Source organism: Caballeronia zhejiangensis, assembly GCF_000698575.1.
Lineage (GTDB): Bacteria > Pseudomonadota > Gammaproteobacteria > Burkholderiales > Burkholderiaceae > Caballeronia > Caballeronia zhejiangensis.
In genome coordinates, this window is sequence record NZ_JFHD01000006.1 from 249,733 (window position 1) to 264,776 (window position 15,044).

Annotated in this window: 9 protein-coding genes; 5 read left to right on the top strand and 4 right to left on the bottom strand. The window is 57.1% G+C overall.

All coding sequences use genetic code 11. The features are described from left to right. Positions 1-3: 3 nt before the first annotated feature. From BG60_RS11885 to BG60_RS11900, 4 genes are all read right to left on the bottom strand, one after another. A complete protein-coding gene (locus BG60_RS11885) occupies positions 4-786 on the bottom strand; it encodes an NAD-dependent epimerase/dehydratase family protein (protein ID WP_034471721.1) in 783 nt (260 codons plus the stop codon). An 8-nt stretch (positions 787-794) separates the two neighbouring features. After that, positions 795-1,949 carry an FAD-dependent oxidoreductase gene (locus BG60_RS11890; RefSeq protein WP_034471670.1) on the bottom strand — a complete coding sequence of 385 codons (1,155 nt, stop codon included), beginning with the start codon at positions 1,947-1,949 and terminating at the stop codon, positions 795-797. Then, entirely contained in the window at positions 1,949-2,974 is a 1,026-nt protein-coding gene (locus BG60_RS11895) for a glycosyltransferase family 2 protein (protein ID WP_034471724.1), read from the bottom strand. The genes BG60_RS11890 and BG60_RS11895 overlap by 1 nt, the downstream gene beginning before the upstream one ends. A gap of 363 nt (positions 2,975-3,337) precedes the next feature. Beyond that, on the bottom strand, positions 3,338-4,840 hold the full coding sequence (locus tag BG60_RS11900) for a hypothetical protein (RefSeq protein WP_152563200.1): 1,503 nt from the start codon (positions 4,838-4,840) through the stop codon (positions 3,338-3,340). An 878-nt stretch (positions 4,841-5,718) separates the two neighbouring features. On the opposite strand from BG60_RS11900, the gene BG60_RS11905 reads away from it, so the two are divergent. The 5 genes from BG60_RS11905 (at position 5,719) to BG60_RS11925 (ending at position 14,180) form a co-directional block, all read left to right on the top strand. After that, positions 5,719-5,970, top strand: coding sequence for a type II toxin-antitoxin system Phd/YefM family antitoxin (locus BG60_RS11905; protein WP_034471674.1), 252 nt, complete (start codon positions 5,719-5,721; stop codon positions 5,968-5,970). Then, positions 5,967-6,356 carry a type II toxin-antitoxin system VapC family toxin gene (locus tag BG60_RS11910; RefSeq protein ID WP_034471676.1) on the top strand — a complete coding sequence of 130 codons (390 nt, stop codon included), beginning with the start codon at positions 5,967-5,969 and terminating at the stop codon, positions 6,354-6,356. The genes BG60_RS11905 and BG60_RS11910 overlap by 4 nt, the downstream gene beginning before the upstream one ends. 917 nt (positions 6,357-7,273) lie before the next feature. Next, positions 7,274-8,566 carry an integrase domain-containing protein gene (locus BG60_RS11915; RefSeq protein WP_241484856.1) on the top strand — a complete coding sequence of 431 codons (1,293 nt, stop codon included), beginning with the start codon at positions 7,274-7,276 and terminating at the stop codon, positions 8,564-8,566. Positions 8,567-12,414: 3,848 nt separating this feature from the next. Then, the gene (locus BG60_RS36315; protein WP_152563201.1) at positions 12,415-13,182 is read left to right on the top strand and encodes a nuclease-related domain-containing protein; all 768 of its coding nucleotides are present in this window, start codon (positions 12,415-12,417) and stop codon (positions 13,180-13,182) included. 521 nt (positions 13,183-13,703) lie between these two features. After that, positions 13,704-14,180: a hypothetical protein gene (locus tag BG60_RS11925; protein ID WP_034471679.1), complete on the top strand. Its 477-nt coding sequence runs from the start codon at positions 13,704-13,706 to the stop codon at positions 14,178-14,180. The last annotated feature ends 864 nt before the right edge of the window (positions 14,181-15,044 follow it).

Here is a 15,044-nt window from a genome sequence, read left to right on the forward strand (position 1 = left end):
CTGTCACGCCCTCGCTTTGCTGGTTAGCGGCTCTGACTGCGCGTACGCGCGCAACGCCTGGACCGTTTCGCGCCGGCTATACTGCCACGGGCCCGCCGCGCCGAATACGGCGCTATGCTTCGTGCGCAGGTCGTAGGTGACGGGCGCGTTGCCGAGCGCCTGTTCAAACGGCTTGCCGAAGCCTTCCTTCGACACGTCGGCGACACTGATCGGCTCAGCCGTCAGATGGACGAGCTTCAGGCCCGCGTCGCGCGCAATGGAGATGTCGTAGGCCAGATTGACCATCGGATAGAACTGGAACACGCCGCGGCTGTCGATCATGCCGACATTGTTGTCGTTCAGGAAGTCGAAGATCACGTTCTTGCGCAGACCAGGCCCGACGAGACCCGGCAGCCGCACGATCAGATGCTGCGAAAAATGCGCCTCTACGAACTTCTCCAGATGACGGCGGTTCTTGCCGTAGGCATGCAGATCGGTTTCGTCGACGAGCGTGTCTTCATCGACGCCCGCCGGCGCCTTGAAGACGTCTACCGTGCTAATCAGCGTGAAGTGTCCGCACTTGATGGTCATCAGATGAGCAATCAGCGCCTCGATGTTGCGAAGGTCGCATTTCGGATCGCGATTTGCGATCCATTTCTGCGCCGGCGCAGCGGCGCATACGACGTCATCGAAGCGCTGGCCGTCGATCGCGTCGATGTTCGTAGAGCGGTAGAGCGAATCAAAAGTGCGCTGTTTAAGCAGCGTCTGTCCGACGAAGCCGGAGAATCCAATGAGCGCGTTAGTCATGGTGCGTTTCACGAGCAAGTAGTTTGAACGGGTGCCGTGGCGAACGACTCGGCGTCCAGCTTCTCGAGCACATCGTAAATGTTGTCGATCTTCCCGCCGAGAACCGAATAGCAGCCGGGCAGAACGGCGTGTTTTTCGTAGAGAATGGGGCGACCGTCGTCCACCTCGTTCTTGCCGAGCACGGTCTTGACTTCGAACAGCGATTCTACGTACTTCGCGTCGCAGACCGCCGGCATGTAGCGAGCGACGTCACGAATCATGCGGTCCACGCGGGACTCGCGGGGATAGTCTGCGAGACGCGCGTACGGATCGACGCCAGGAGCGTCGTCCCAGTGCAGATGCGGCGTGTAACGCACGTGCGACAGCGTGTGGAGCCCGCGCGACGGGAACGGCATCATCGAGAAAAACGGGCCGTCCATCACAGTTACGCCGATGTCCACGAGCTTTGGCGGCGCCTGCACCAGCGCCATCTCGGTGATTTCCTGCTTGAGGCGCGTGCGCGTGCCCGGGAATTCGCCAGTGAATTGATTCAGTCCGCTGTACGTGCAGTTGAAGACATAGCGCGTGGTGAGCGTCGTGGCGTCGCTATTCGCGTCGCGCACGACGACATTCAGACCGCCGTTGCCGATGCGCGTGATGGATTCAGCGCGCGTATTAAGCCGGACGTCTACCGCAGCTTCGAACAACTCGCGGCGCGCCCAATGGGCGAGTTCGCGCGAGTCGAACGCGTATTCCTGGACGACGAAGACATTTTCAATCAGCCGCGGCTCGAACAACGCCTTCAGCGACGCGTCTGCCGGTTCCAGGCGCGCGCCAGTTTCGCGGCAGAAGCGCTGAAACTGCTTCGCGGTGACTTTCGAATTCCGGCGCGCAATGGCGTACAGCTTGACGAAATCCGACTCAACCGCCTGCGGCCAGTCGCGCACGAACTTCGGCAGATTGATGCGGCTTCGGTACGCGGTCGTGAAGCTGCGCGGATAGTGATAGCCGTTATGGACGCGCGCCTGATTGTTGTAGGATGCGCGTTGGAGCAGGTCGTCGCCCTGTTCGACGAGACAGATGCGTCGCAGCCCGCGTTGCCGCGCCAGATAAATGGCGATGGCTGAACCGTAAAAGCCGCCGCCGATGATGACCGCCTCCAGCGGTTGCGAAGCGGTCGCCATCAGGAGATTCGGGCGGCGCTGCCGTTCGGCCGATGCTCGGGCGCGAGCGACACGTCCTCGATATTCAGCTTTTCGCGCCGCGTCATCCGCGCGCTCGTAAATTCCTGCCCGACGTGATAAAGCGGCCCGTCGCTCGAGAGGCTCGCCATGTGCAGGATGTACTCGGCCAGCACGAGCAGCACGAGCGACAGCAGGAAGAACGTGCCCGACTGTTGCAGTGACAGGCTGACCCAGCCCTCCGCTACATGCGGCTTGAACAGCGCGATAAACACGACATAGACCGAATACAGAAGGTTTGCGCCCGCGCCGAACAGCGACAGCGTGGTGACCAAACGCATGGGCGCGCGCGTCGTGGAGACGAGCAGCCGCACACCCCGGTCGATGCTTTCGCCGAGCCGCTTGGTGTCGTTTGTCTTTGGCGGCGCGCTGTAATGCAGCGTCTGGCGCGAGAAGCCACCGGTGATCGGCAGATGCCGGTACGTGATTGCCGGCTGCGGATGCTGCAAGATGAAGTTGACAATTCGCTTGCTGATGACGCGGAACTGCGGTGCATCGCTCGCGAGACTCGCCCCGCTGAAATAGCGGTAGAGTAGATTGAAAGCACCGTGCGCGAACCGGTACGGCGCGCTTTGCGCGGGCTTGCGCTGATTGTTCGCGAGCACGATGTCCGTGCCGCCGGTGGCCTTTTCCAGCATAACTTCGAGCATCGAAATGTCGTCGAGCATGGGATCGAGCACGGCAACGAAATCGCCGAGCCCGTTCTCGAGGCCGACCCAAAACGCGGTATCCGCATCCACTTCCTTGGTCAGCGCATACACCTGAAGATTCGGTTGGCCCGATTCGGCGGTAAGTTGGCGCAGCACGGCGACGCTGTCGTCTTCGGACGCATTGTCGACAATGATCAGTTCATAGTCGCTGACGAGGCGGTTGACGGTTTGAGCGACTTCGTCGACGATAGCGCCGAGTCCCGAGCCGCGATTGCGAACGAGCAAAACCACCGAGAGCAAAATGGGGAAGGGCACCATTTTCGAGCAATATTCATAAAACATGTATTGTAAGCCACGCAGCTTCGCCAGGCGATCGCATTGCTGAGCATGGCATCGGCCTGCGCGAGCGCGGACGGTCCGCTGCGTCACGTGTGAAGCGCAGGTACGGCCCGCCGTCGCCGACCATCATGATCTCAGTACTTTCCGAAGAATCGACCTGTCGGTCTACCCACGTTGCATGGCAAGCGCGCGGTCGCGCAACGGCTATCTGCCGGAGCGCGCGAGGCGTTGACGGCGGCCGGTCCGATTCCGGTGACGGTGCGAAGGTTCGTGTTTCGTCGGGCAACCATCACGATCACAGATCCCCGCGTTGCGGCTTTTCAAGAAATGAGTCGCGGGTCCTCACAGTGATCTTATCCGGTCCCGCGCATAGTCAAACGTCCTGGCAAGAAGCGCTGACACAACGATAACGCCAAGCGGAACGGTGGGTAAATCCCACAACACGCCGTTGATGTGTGGGTGAACGAACGAGTGGCCTTTTGCGGTAACAAACCATGAGATGGGTGCAAAGACACTTGCAAAAAAGGAGAGAGCAATTGCTTTCTCCTTTTTTCCTCCAATCTGCGAAAGAATCATTGAGGCAGCGATAAGCGCAGAGAGCGTCGTAAAGAAGGGGGCAGTAACTCCTATGATGATCGGTTGCAGCAACTGCCCGAAATACATTCGGATAACGACTATTAAAGACGCTCCGTTGCCCAGTGCTCCTTGAACATCGTCACCAAAAGCGTAAGTGCGGCGCGTGACATCCGTGGCGATTTCTTGGAGCCCGAGTACAATCGATCCACTCCTTAAGTATGCGTGCATCATTAGAATCGAAACGAAGGCCGCAATACCTGTTGAGCCAAACTTCAAAATGCAGCGGGATACTTCTCGAGGCGCAATTCCGTCTCGGACATACACGTAAATTATCGGAAGAATCGACGTAATTAGAATCGTTGGCAGATATTCATAGCCGCTCGCGCTCTTAAAGGCGATCAGTCCAAAGTATGCCGCATATATCGCTGCATTGGACCACCCACGAAGGTTCTTGCCCCCGGGGTGCGACGCGAACCAGAGCGTCAATGCCGTTGGCGCGTACCAAGTCCACGACATCCAATAAAGGTTCCCCGCAATGTTTATCAGCCACGGAGAAGTTATAAAAACAACACCGAGGCTGAGCGCGACAAAAGCGCCGAACTCCGCTGTCACAAACGAGCAAAATATCGCGAAACAAAGGGACAGTAGTCCAATGTTGAATGCGCGGTAAAAGTTCACGTCATTGTTATTAAAGACCCGATGCAGAAAACCGAATATGAACCCAGGTCCACCTATCTGCTTCTCATACGGTGTATATGGCCTCAAATCGCCTGCCGATGGTGCAGAACCTGTGGTGCGATCAATTTCTATTTTAGGACCGTCAAGATGTACAGCAATGAATTGATTATTGACGGATAACTCTCTTATAGTTTCCATAAGCCCGCCTGGAACCCGAATGCGCTGACCCGGCATAAACTTCTTAATGTTCCAAAAGGTGTTCTCGACCAGAAACCCAGGAAATTGGCGTGAAACACCTCGATTCCAATTTGCGTCGGTGAGGTTGATCATGTCAGCAAGAGCCACCTTTGGGATTGAAGTGTCAGAGAACTGCGACCGACATTTTTCTTTGGGCTCATAGAAGCCGAGGCCAAGCTTGTCGGTCGATGCCGCCGACACTGGCCGGAGCATCGTGCACTCTACGATCGATTCTGAGTAGTAGTCGAATCGATCTCGATCGATGAGCAGCAAAGGGTCTTTCAGATAGCAAACTGCGCATGCGGCGAATACGATTATTCCAACAGCTAGGGCTTTATAGTGCGTGAGGCGCATTGCCTAGATCCCAAAAATTAGCGGCCAGGACAGCCTGCCGTGCTGCGACAGAGTCGGGATTATAAGCAAGCGGGCCGACTCGGGGATCAAGGACAAATCAAACAGCTCAAGCGCAGGCTGAGAACGCCTCTGTGGCGTGGCATATTGCCGTCCTGTCATTTCATGCGTAGTTGACTCGCTGGTGCGGAATCACGCCAGCTGCTGCGGCACGAGTTCGAATTGTCGCTGATTATGGCGCCGATCTCGACCGGTACGTGGTCGCCATGTACGCAGACCCATTGCGATTCGCGCAAATTCATTACGCACTATCTAGCGATGCAACATCGGGCGGTTTGCGCCCGCGCTTCTTGCGTTCATGCGCGCCGACCTCGACGCTCTGTTCCTGTTCCGTTTCTGCTTCGTGTACCGGCTCGCCTCCCGTTGCAAGCGCTTCTGCTTCGTTCGAGAAGCGGTCGCGTTGTTCAGAACCGCGCACTTCCTCTCGAGGGCAAAAAGTCGCCGCCAATAAGCCTTGAGTTCCTCACGCAGCAAGTAGCGTCCGATCGTCGCCACACGCAACTCGCCATTCGTGCCAGCGAGTTCTGCGCGCAACGCCTACGGTTCCTCGATGGAGGGTGGGGAAGATGGCGGCGTCGCTGAACTAGACCAGCAATGCTGGTCCGCGTTTGAGGTCAGCGGCCGACCGAAACCGTGTTATGAGTCGTGAGTTATGGTGTGAGCCTCCACGTTGTGTCGCGTCCGCGACACCGTCGTGCGAAGACTGTCGGCTCGTCCGTCCAAAAGATGGTTGGCGGAATAGTGCGGGAATTCGATGTAGTTGCAATGTCGGGAACCAGAATTTAAACTAAGTCCATTGAACTAAGGTTTATGAGGGGCAAATGCGCACGTTCAACATGCACGAAGCGAAGACTAACCTCTCAAAGCTCATCGATGAGACGGTGAATGGCGGACAGCCGTTCGTTATCGCGAAAGCGGGCAAGCCGTTGGTCAAGGTTGTTAGGATAGAAACAGAAGCGGAGAAGCCGCGCAGACGTATTGGATTCATGAAGGGGCAACTGAAGGTGCCTGCTGACTTCGATACGATGGGTGCGGACGAGATTGCTGATATGTTCGAGGGCAAGTCGAAGTGAAGCTTCTTCTCGATACGCATCTGCTCATCTGGGCGGCGAGCGATGATCCGGCGCTGTCTGGGCAAGCGCGCAGTTTGATCGAAGATCCGAACAACACGCTTTATTTCAGTGTTCAGAGTATCTGGGAGATCGTCATCAAGAGTTCGCTCCGACGTCCCGATTTCCAACTCGATGCCCGCGTTTTTCGAACGAACCTTCTTGACGCCGGATACAACGAGCTCTCGATCGAGGCTCATCACGCCCTCGAGATACTGCAGCTTCCGCCGATTCACAGAGATCCGTTTGATCGGATGCTGATCGCTCAGGCGATTTCGGAAGGAATCGTGCTGCTTACGCACGATGACATCGTGCGGCAGTACGAGTCTGCCCCGGTGCAGTACGTCTAGTCGCTTCGACTAACGCAAGCAGGATCGTCAAGGCCATCTGCCCGGTTAGTGTTAGCCGGCGTTGACAGGAATTTCCCCGCAAGCCTTGAGCACCGCTAGAAACGCGCAAATCGGCATCGGCGCAATTCGACCCACTCGTTGAGCCCGGTGAGCATGAGACCGCCGATCGTTAAGATGAAGAGTCCAACGTTTCGGCTCGTACTGCGCCACTGAGCCGCGGTGTATGGGCATTGAAAGGCAAATTGGCGAAAGGCGCATTGAAATCGCGAGCTTTCCGTCAAACCTCGCGCTCGGAAGGGCCTAGTATCCTAATCACCTATCGCGTCAACGACGCATCGACCCGAGTGCAACGCACCCCATTCGTACCAAGCTTCGCGCTCGATGAGCGCAATCTTCCTGAACGGCAGCGGCGCTGCCCATTGAGCTGGCCGTGTCATGTCGGAAACTGAGTTCAATCAGAACCGCATGAACGCTAGCCTTTCCAGCAAAACGCAGATCCTCATCGACTGAGAACAACCTCGCACGGACAGTGCGAACGTCAACTTCCCTTTCGTCTCCGGCAATCAAGCCAAGCCTGACGCACGCGGTCCCGATTCGAGGCGACCGTGATGAACAAGCTCTTGAGACGGGAAATCACTTGCACCCTCGGTGCGGATTTCTTCATCTCTTTCTGTCGGCCCGCGCAGCCGAAAGCAAAATGCGCAACAAGAATTACTTGGCTCGACAGGCTATGCCTGCGGTCAAGTAGCCGTGCTTCGGATTCGTCCGGAGTAGGGATCATCGGGTTGCAGTGCTTCCCTGCGCCGGATGAATCGAAAATCTGATCTCTAAGATCCCGGAAAGCAAAGCGTGCAGTATTCCAACCACCCCGGGACGTTCTTTTGATAGGTGAGAACGTCGCCTTTCGGATCACAGCCGTGAAAATCCAACTCAACTTCTCGACGCTGTTGGACAACGCCGGGCTGCCACAGCGGCTCACGAAAGAACTCACCGAACTATTTCAACACCACCTATCGAAAGCCCATAGCAAGACCCGCGTGACCTCCAACGCGATCTCAATCAAGACACAGACTTACCGCGTGCGCCATCTTATCGCAGGCTTTCGCGAGCTACGGAAGGGCGGCTTCGCGCTTCAGTCGCCGTGGAACCTCTCGGAAAAACACATCGCCTATCTCGTTAAGCTTTGGGTCACCGAGAAGAGGCAGGCGCCGGGCACCGTCGAGAACAAGCTCACCTACTGGCGCACACTCGCCGCGTGGATGAAAAAGCACCAACTTGTAGGAACCGTTGATGACTACATCAAGCGGCCCGACGGATACCGCCGGTACTATGTGGCGCAGGAAGACAAATCGTGGGAAGCGGCCAACGTCGACGTCAATAACACGATCTCTCGACTCTGCGAGTGCGATCGCTGGGTCGCAATCCAGGTTGAGTTGCAGGCCACCTTTGGGCTGCGTGCACAGGAAAGCATGCTCTTGCGTCCCCTGCAGTGTTTGCGCGTATCAGGCCACCTGCATGTCATCGACGGCACGAAGGGTGGGCGGCCCAGGCTCGTGCCGATTGATGCGGAGTGGCAATATGAAGTTCTGATCCGCGCGGCAAGGCTTGCCAACCCACGCACGGGGTCGATGATTCCAGAGCCGTGGTCGTTAAAGAAGTGGTATCGCCATTTCTACCATGTCCTGCAAAAGGAGGGCATTTCCCGCGGCGGCTTGGGCGTCACGGTGCATGGACTACGCCATGCGTACCTCCAGAGAATGTACGAGCAAATTACCGGGGTACCGGCACCCATCAAGCGAGCCGACCATCGGCCCGATCCAGAGCTTCATCAGCGGGCCATGCAACAGTTAGTGGAAGCCGCTGGACACAGTCTCGCAGCAAAGGCAACGGCATACATCTCGACGTTTGCCACGGCCGAGCGCCTATCGCGACCCGTGATCACGCCCGAACAGGTGATCGCTGCCCTTAAGGGTGCGAATGGCGTCAAATCGGAAGCCGCCAAGAGCTTGAACATCTCGAGGCAAGCGCTTTATCGCCTTCTCGCGAAGTTCGGGGACATTCAATCCGTTGCAACGGCAGGCTCCGCCGTCGTGCACGCTGTAACTGCGCAAGGGTGCCTCGGCGATGACACGCCTAGCGAACATCGCGGTGGGTCCCTCGAGGATCCGGCGCGTGGTCAGTTGACGTTGCTCGGCGATCTACCGGCCTGATATCCATCTCGCAAACCGATGGGCTCTATCTAGCCAAATGCCATCGCGGCGTGCGCTTGCCTCCCAGCGGCGGCCATCTCGCTCTAGGCAGTGTCGGAGCACGTCCGAAGGATCCTGATCTAAGCGATTTCGAGCGATGAGCCCAAAGGCCGTTCGGCCCGTCGCCTCTCCGTCGAGGCGCGGATAAACCCGCGCGGAGACGCGTCTAAGCGTGTAAAGTTTCGTTTTCGCTGCTAAACACCAACGCAGAAAACCGGAATTATCATGATGAAACGCGTTTGCCACAAAGACGCTGTTTTTTGGCGTCTTTAGGCTGCAAACCGATATCGGAAGATGAGCTTTTCTAGCGGCGACTGGGGCGCCGAGTGTGACAACTGCAGAAGGTGCCGGATTGTCACGCCCGTTTTTTCTTTTTTTTTGCTTTGAAAACAGTGAGTTAGCCTTGCGTTGCCCCGGCAAAGTGAATTATCAGTGATACGGCGCGCCGATCGTTCGCGCAAAGGACCCTATGAGATTGGCGAATCCGTAATACGGAAAGCGTGCCGAATAAGGGGGGTGTGAATATTGGGCACGTTTTAGTATCGGGCTTTTTTGCAGCAAATTCAACAATTTAGCTCCTTGCGTCAACGCAGTGGGACGCTCTCCGGAGAGCATCCGTCGTGGTCTACGGCTTCGGCCGGCGCCGCTGCTCATCGAGGTAATGTGCTTCGCGCTGACGCATGCGCCAATCGAACTTAAGGAGTTTCCGTGCGGCGGATATTAGATCCTCTGCAACGGCAGTCTCCGTCCTCGCGCGCGTTGTATCCGCGCGAACGTGCCTCGGTGGTTACCCGCCTAGCGAACGTCGCGGCGTGTTCTTTCGACGATCAGACGCCCGGTCAGTAATCGTTTCTCGGCGATCTACCGGGCTGCCCTCCATTTCGCGAATCGATGACGTGTGTTTAGTAAGTGCGACCGCGGCGTGCGCTTTACGCCCAGCGGCGGCCATCTCGTCTAGGAAGTGACGGAGCGCGCCCGAAGTAACCTTGGTTCAAGCAAGTTCGAGCGATAAGCGCAGTCTGGGTAACACCCGTTCGAAGACCGTTCCGCCTTTGCCTCCTCGACGAGGCGCCCCAAACCGCACCGGAAGACGCGCCTGGCGTCTTAAGTTTGGTTTTCGTAAAAAAACAGTGAAAAGCGCGATTTTTCATAATACGAAAAGTTTGCCGAATAAAGGGGGTGTGAATATTCGGCAAGTTTTGTAACAAGGCCTTTTCGCTGTGGATTCAATGCTTTAGAGCTTCTCGTCGACCCGATGGGACGCTCTCCGGGTAGCGTCCCTCATGGTCGCCAGCTTTTTCTGACACTGCTGCTTAACGACGTAGGGCTTGGCGCTGACGCATGCCCCAGTCCAACGCAGGAACGCAAGTGCGGGTGAATTAACCTTGCAAAGAAGGCTCCGCCGTCGCACGATGTGCCCGCAAGCGTGCCTCGGTGATTACGCGCCTTGCGAAAATCGCGGTGGGTCCTTCGACAATCCGGCGCGTAGTCAGCTGTCGTTGCTCGGCGATCTACCTTGCTAACATCCATCTCCAAAACCGAGGCCTCGATTCCGCCAAGTGCCACCGCGGCGTGCGTCTTACGCCGAGCGGCGGCCATCTTATTTAGCGCATGGCGAACCACGTCTGAATAATCCGCGACCAAGCGATCTCAGGCGAAGGGTGCGATCTGGAACGCTTGTCGCCAAATGAGTTCCAACCTGTTCCGGCCGTTGCCTCCTCGTAGGAAGCGCCGTTAGCCGCGCCAGCAGACGCTTCCTTAGTCTAATGTTGGCTAGCGGAGAAACGGCGGAATCAGCCATTCCATAATGCGAAAAGTGAGCCGAATAAGGGGGGTGTGAATATCCGGCTCATTTTGTAACACGCTTTTTTTCCTTTGAATTCAGAGCACTAACCAAATGCGCAGCCGCAATGGGACGCTCTCCGGAGAGCGTCCCTCGTGGCCTAGGGCTTCGCTTACAGGGCTGCTCAGTGGATTGAAGGCTCCGCGCAGACGCGTGCGCGGTCGAGCGCGGGTGTTTTTCAGTCGCCATTAAATCGGGGATAACAGATCGCCGAACAAAAAAGACCGGAGCAGCCGAAGACGCAGCGAAGAAGAAGGCGTTGTTCGGGGGGCGCGATTGCCTAATGGCGCGGTAAAGCGCAACCCTTGCGTGACGAGCCGTCGCATTCCGTAATATGAAAAGCTTGTCGAGTAGGGGTGTGAATATATTCCGCAAGTTTGCCATTGCCGCTCTTGCGCTCACGAACGCAGCCGATCCGAAACCGCGCCGCGATTTCCGGTCGCATCCCGCTCGCACCGGTACTGCAGTGGCCGATAGCGCACCTTTATCAAGAAGTTGAGAAGCGGCGTGGGAATATCATGATATTGGTCGAACCGGTGAAACCGCTACGAACGTATCCCCTTCAGAGGACGGAACCCGCGTTGCTTTCGCATCGGGCCCGAAGCGGTGAGTGACTGCGGTCAGTGTGCGCCGTTTCCCCCGGTTGCCGGCTTTCGGTACACCCCTGAATCCCCAACAGATCTCCTCGGATTAAGGGCTTGAGTCGCGGGATGCTTGCTTCTACAAAAATATCATGATTTTTTCGTGCATTTTCACCCGCTGAATAGGCGCCCCTCCCATTAATCAAACTGGGAGGCGTCAGGGCCATCCATCTCTTCAGAACCAGCGTCGTCCCGCGCCGTCCCGAGTGGCTGATTTCGCCGTTCGCGCTCCATGCGTTTGAAATGCGATGTACGACATTGGCGGAGGCGGTCAGCTTCCCGTCGAGCCCCTGCCACGTTGAGCAGCAAAAAGAACACACCGAGCACGCGACTGTCGCATTAATGCGTTCGTACCCGCCAACGAAAAAGTTAGTAATACAAATCGTGTAGGGCGTAAAGGCGGCCGCCGTTTTTTGCCGCTCGGCGCGGTAGGTGCCGTGATCTCCAAGCGAGTCGTGGCGGCTGCCGCGTTCGTCCGTCTCTCTGTTCCTCACAGTGGGAGCATACAGACGTAATGCCCGTGCCTGCATGGCGCGGCGGGAGCTTTCTTCCGTCATTTGCTTCAGGTGACGGCCTCGCCTTGACTTCTCGCTGTCGCGGGCATGCTGGTTTTGTTCAAACCAGTTCTCCGCCGCTATGCCGACAACGAAACGTCTGTGTCATCCGCCACTAGCACAACGCGCGCACAGAGCCGCTTCTAAGCAGCGTCTTTCGCGCCTTATGTGGTCTCGAGCGCGCACGCGCGACCCGATGCGCGCGAAGCGCCCTCGCGCTGGTGGAGCGAAAGCATGCGTGCGATGAAACGGCAACCCACCGCGACGTCTGAAGCATCGGAGCTGAAGCGACCTTCACGGTTCGCGGACGCTGAATTGACGCACCTCGAAAGCGTGATACGCCACCTGCTAAGCACGAATGCAGCGCCCATGCCGCTTTACCTAGACCGGTCTTACTGGCTCAGGCGGCTCGAGCGTCTAGAGAAAGAAACCCGCCTCGTCCCCGCGCAGATGAAGCGCCTAGGCGCCCTTCGAAACCTTCTGATTGCAGAGGCATCCCGTCGTCGGGAATGTGCGTAACCGTTCACTCATTGAAACGCGCTCAACCGAATCTACACGCGGCGGCAATCTGACTCACGCGCCGCAATCGACTGCGCGCGACGTTGGCTCCATAACCAGGACGCCAAGCAATCTTCGACATCACGATGCCTATCGCTCAATGGTCTTTGGTTCGAGCGAGCCAGGCCAACTTAGCAAAGCGTCGTTCTTCAACATTCAGCGCTCTGCGATGACTGATTAATTACCGCAATGAACCAACCACGAGAACACGAAATGAGAGATCCAATTCATAAACGAGAATCCGCGTTCCGTTCGTTAAACGATCGAATGCAAAGCGGCGCCGATCACCTCGCTCATCTGCAAAAGCACGATTCAGTCTCGGGCGCGCGCCGTCGGCGCGTCTGCCGCTGGTTGCGCCGCCGCATCGCGCCCATATTCGGCCGCGTGTGTGAGAGCCAAGTGCACTTTCGTGAAGACGTGATCCTCGAACATGCGCCGGGCACCGCAAACGCGACGACGTTGGTCCATTGTCTTGCTGTTACACCTTTCGGCGTTTTCGTCGTCAACTACTACGATTGGAGGGGCGAGGTCAGGCCCGGGACCAACGAAGATGAGCTCTTGGTGATCGATGACTTGGGCGGCGTCACGGTGCACACGTCGCCTCTACGGCGCGCAAAGCCGGCACTGCGTTATCTACGGTCGGTGCTCTCTCAACACGATTGTCCGGTCGAGAGCATAGCCATATTTGCTGAGGCGGACTGTCGCCTCCATCCGACGGCACCGGACGGCGTTCTAGCGTTGTCCGATTTACATTACTTCTTGCGCTTGAGATTGCTCAATTTTCGCGCAACGCATGCACGCTATCTCGACGCAGCGCGACTTGATAGCCATATATCTCGGACATGCGATATGCCGGCGAAGCCAGTCACGCTGTCGATCACCGAGCGGTGCTCGCCCTTCGTTCAAGAACAAGACGGTACCGCGACGAAGGATCGGAGCGGAAACACAACGAAAGCGATGGCGAAACATGGCCAAGAGTAGGGCAGGCACAGCGTCGATCCAACTCGGGCAACGCATTGCCACAAGAACTATCCAGACCTCCGTTGCGAACAGAACTCGGCGCGGGTCCGAGCAAAACCGGAAAGACTGCGTTTTTTAGAAGCTTTGCACCTTAAGGAGAATGGCTGTCGGCCTATATTGAACTCACTCACCGCGTTTTAGCGCATCGACATGTCAGGCAGGCGGGCTCTGCTCGCCCGTCACCAGGTCTTCATCTCTCAATCCCAGCGGAATTAAGGACACGCTTGCCCACGCAGCGCGTCCGACGTAGCGCCACCATTGTCGGTCGCGTTCTTGATGCCGACTCGTCGAACCGGACGTTTATCGACGGCGACGATTCGCGTGCCGCTACGCCTCTAGCTTATTTCCATCGTGTCTGCGCTTGAGGGCCGATGGGCGCATCTGATCGCGACCCGCATACCGCCGCCATCGTTGTTTTTAACCGTTGTAGTCCGCTTTCGGCATAACGCTGAAGGCAAACTTTTTCGACTTAAGGAGGTTTTATGAAAGTCGCTTTATTGGAAGTCCGTTATGCAGGCGGTCTGGATCTGACCGATCATGTCGTGGTGCAGACGTCATCTCGTCTCACCCTGTCGCCGCGGCTAAGTGCGTTGCTCGGCATCCTAGAGACGTCGGAGCGACAGATCAGTATGAGCGTCAAAGTAGATGGGGTCAGCTACCGAGTCGAACGCAAACAGAACGGTGAATATTTCGTAGGCGCGAGGCTAAGCCTTCGCGAGCGCTGCTTGTCCAAACTGCGACTCTTTGAAGCGCCGAGTGAGTCTCAACGGCGGCTTAATGGACAATTTGCACACTTGTTGAGCGCCTGGGCGCTTATCGGTGCAGGCTATTTGGTCTACACGACGAAGACTTGGGACTTGCGCGTAGTCATTGAAACACTTTTGCTTTGCTTCGCATCGTTGACGTTGTTCGTGGTCGGGCACATTTGCTTTTCGGATGTTCATAGGCCGGATCGCTGACCGTGTAGTTCGGCATCGAGCTCATTGGGCTCGCGGATCATCGAAATAGGCCGACTGATAGCCGAGGCGCGCCGTCAGCGCGTCTGCAATTTCCTCGTTAATTGCAAGCCGCGCCGTAGGGCGCGGCTTGCCCCAATCGTGCAACGCGATATCCACCCTCAGGGCGCTGCACGGCCTGCAGAAGCAAGATTCGGAGGTGCGTAAGGCCCAGGCAAACCAACCGCTCGTTCCGAGGCACGCAAGTCGCTGGACCTAGCACAGGTCGCTTTTAGCGTGGGTTGCCAATCACATTGATCGGGGAACAGAAAGAGCGGACGAATCTGACACATTTCAGTACGCATGTCCGCGTATCCTATTCAGACGGCCAGTTTTAGTTCGGAGTACCAAGCGGAAGACACAGTAGAAAACAGATCAAGTGACCACTCATAGCAAACGGCGCCACCCGAGCGCGCACGAGAAAAGTAATGGCCGCAAAGATGGCTTCCGCAGTAACAATCGAGGGGCGAGAAATCGTCGCGGACGAAATCGCCTCTCTCGCTGAAACGAAAGCGTTGAAATGAAGCATTGCGGCGCTGCTGTCTCTTACGTGCCGCCACACGCGCGCGTGAAAGAAGGTAAGGTGCACTGAGTGAAAGGATACTTCCGCCTCCTTCCGAAAGGCACACACGAAAAGCGTGCGTCTTCGATGGCCGTAACCGCCGCCACAGGAAACGCATGTCGCCGATCGACTACCTTTGCGCCGCTTACCGCCTGGGCGCAAAGCTCGCACCTCGCTGTGGTGCTCGCCTTGGCCGCCATTCTCACCTATCACGCTATGCCCAGCCGGTCGTTGGATTGGCTCTTGAATTGACCGAAAAGCGCGGG

What these genes read in the sequence shown, in the direction of transcription:
- BG60_RS11885 (WP_034471721.1), bottom strand. Translation starts at nt 786, where the DNA reads ATGACTAACGCGCTCATTGGATTCTCCGGCTTCGTCGGACAGACGCTG.
- BG60_RS11890 (WP_034471670.1), bottom strand. Translation starts at nt 1,949, where the DNA reads ATGGCGACCGCTTCGCAACCGCTGGAGGCGGTCATCATCGGCGGCGGC.
- BG60_RS11895 (WP_034471724.1), bottom strand. Translation starts at nt 2,974, where the DNA reads ATGGTGCCCTTCCCCATTTTGCTCTCGGTGGTTTTGCTCGTTCGCAAT.
- BG60_RS11900 (WP_152563200.1), bottom strand. Translation starts at nt 4,840, where the DNA reads ATGCGCCTCACGCACTATAAAGCCCTAGCTGTTGGAATAATCGTATTC.
- BG60_RS11905 (WP_034471674.1), top strand. Translation starts at nt 5,719, where the DNA reads ATGCGCACGTTCAACATGCACGAAGCGAAGACTAACCTCTCAAAGCTC.
- BG60_RS36315 (WP_152563201.1), top strand. Translation starts at nt 12,415, where the DNA reads ATGAGAGATCCAATTCATAAACGAGAATCCGCGTTCCGTTCGTTAAAC.
- BG60_RS11925 (WP_034471679.1), top strand. Translation starts at nt 13,704, where the DNA reads ATGAAAGTCGCTTTATTGGAAGTCCGTTATGCAGGCGGTCTGGATCTG.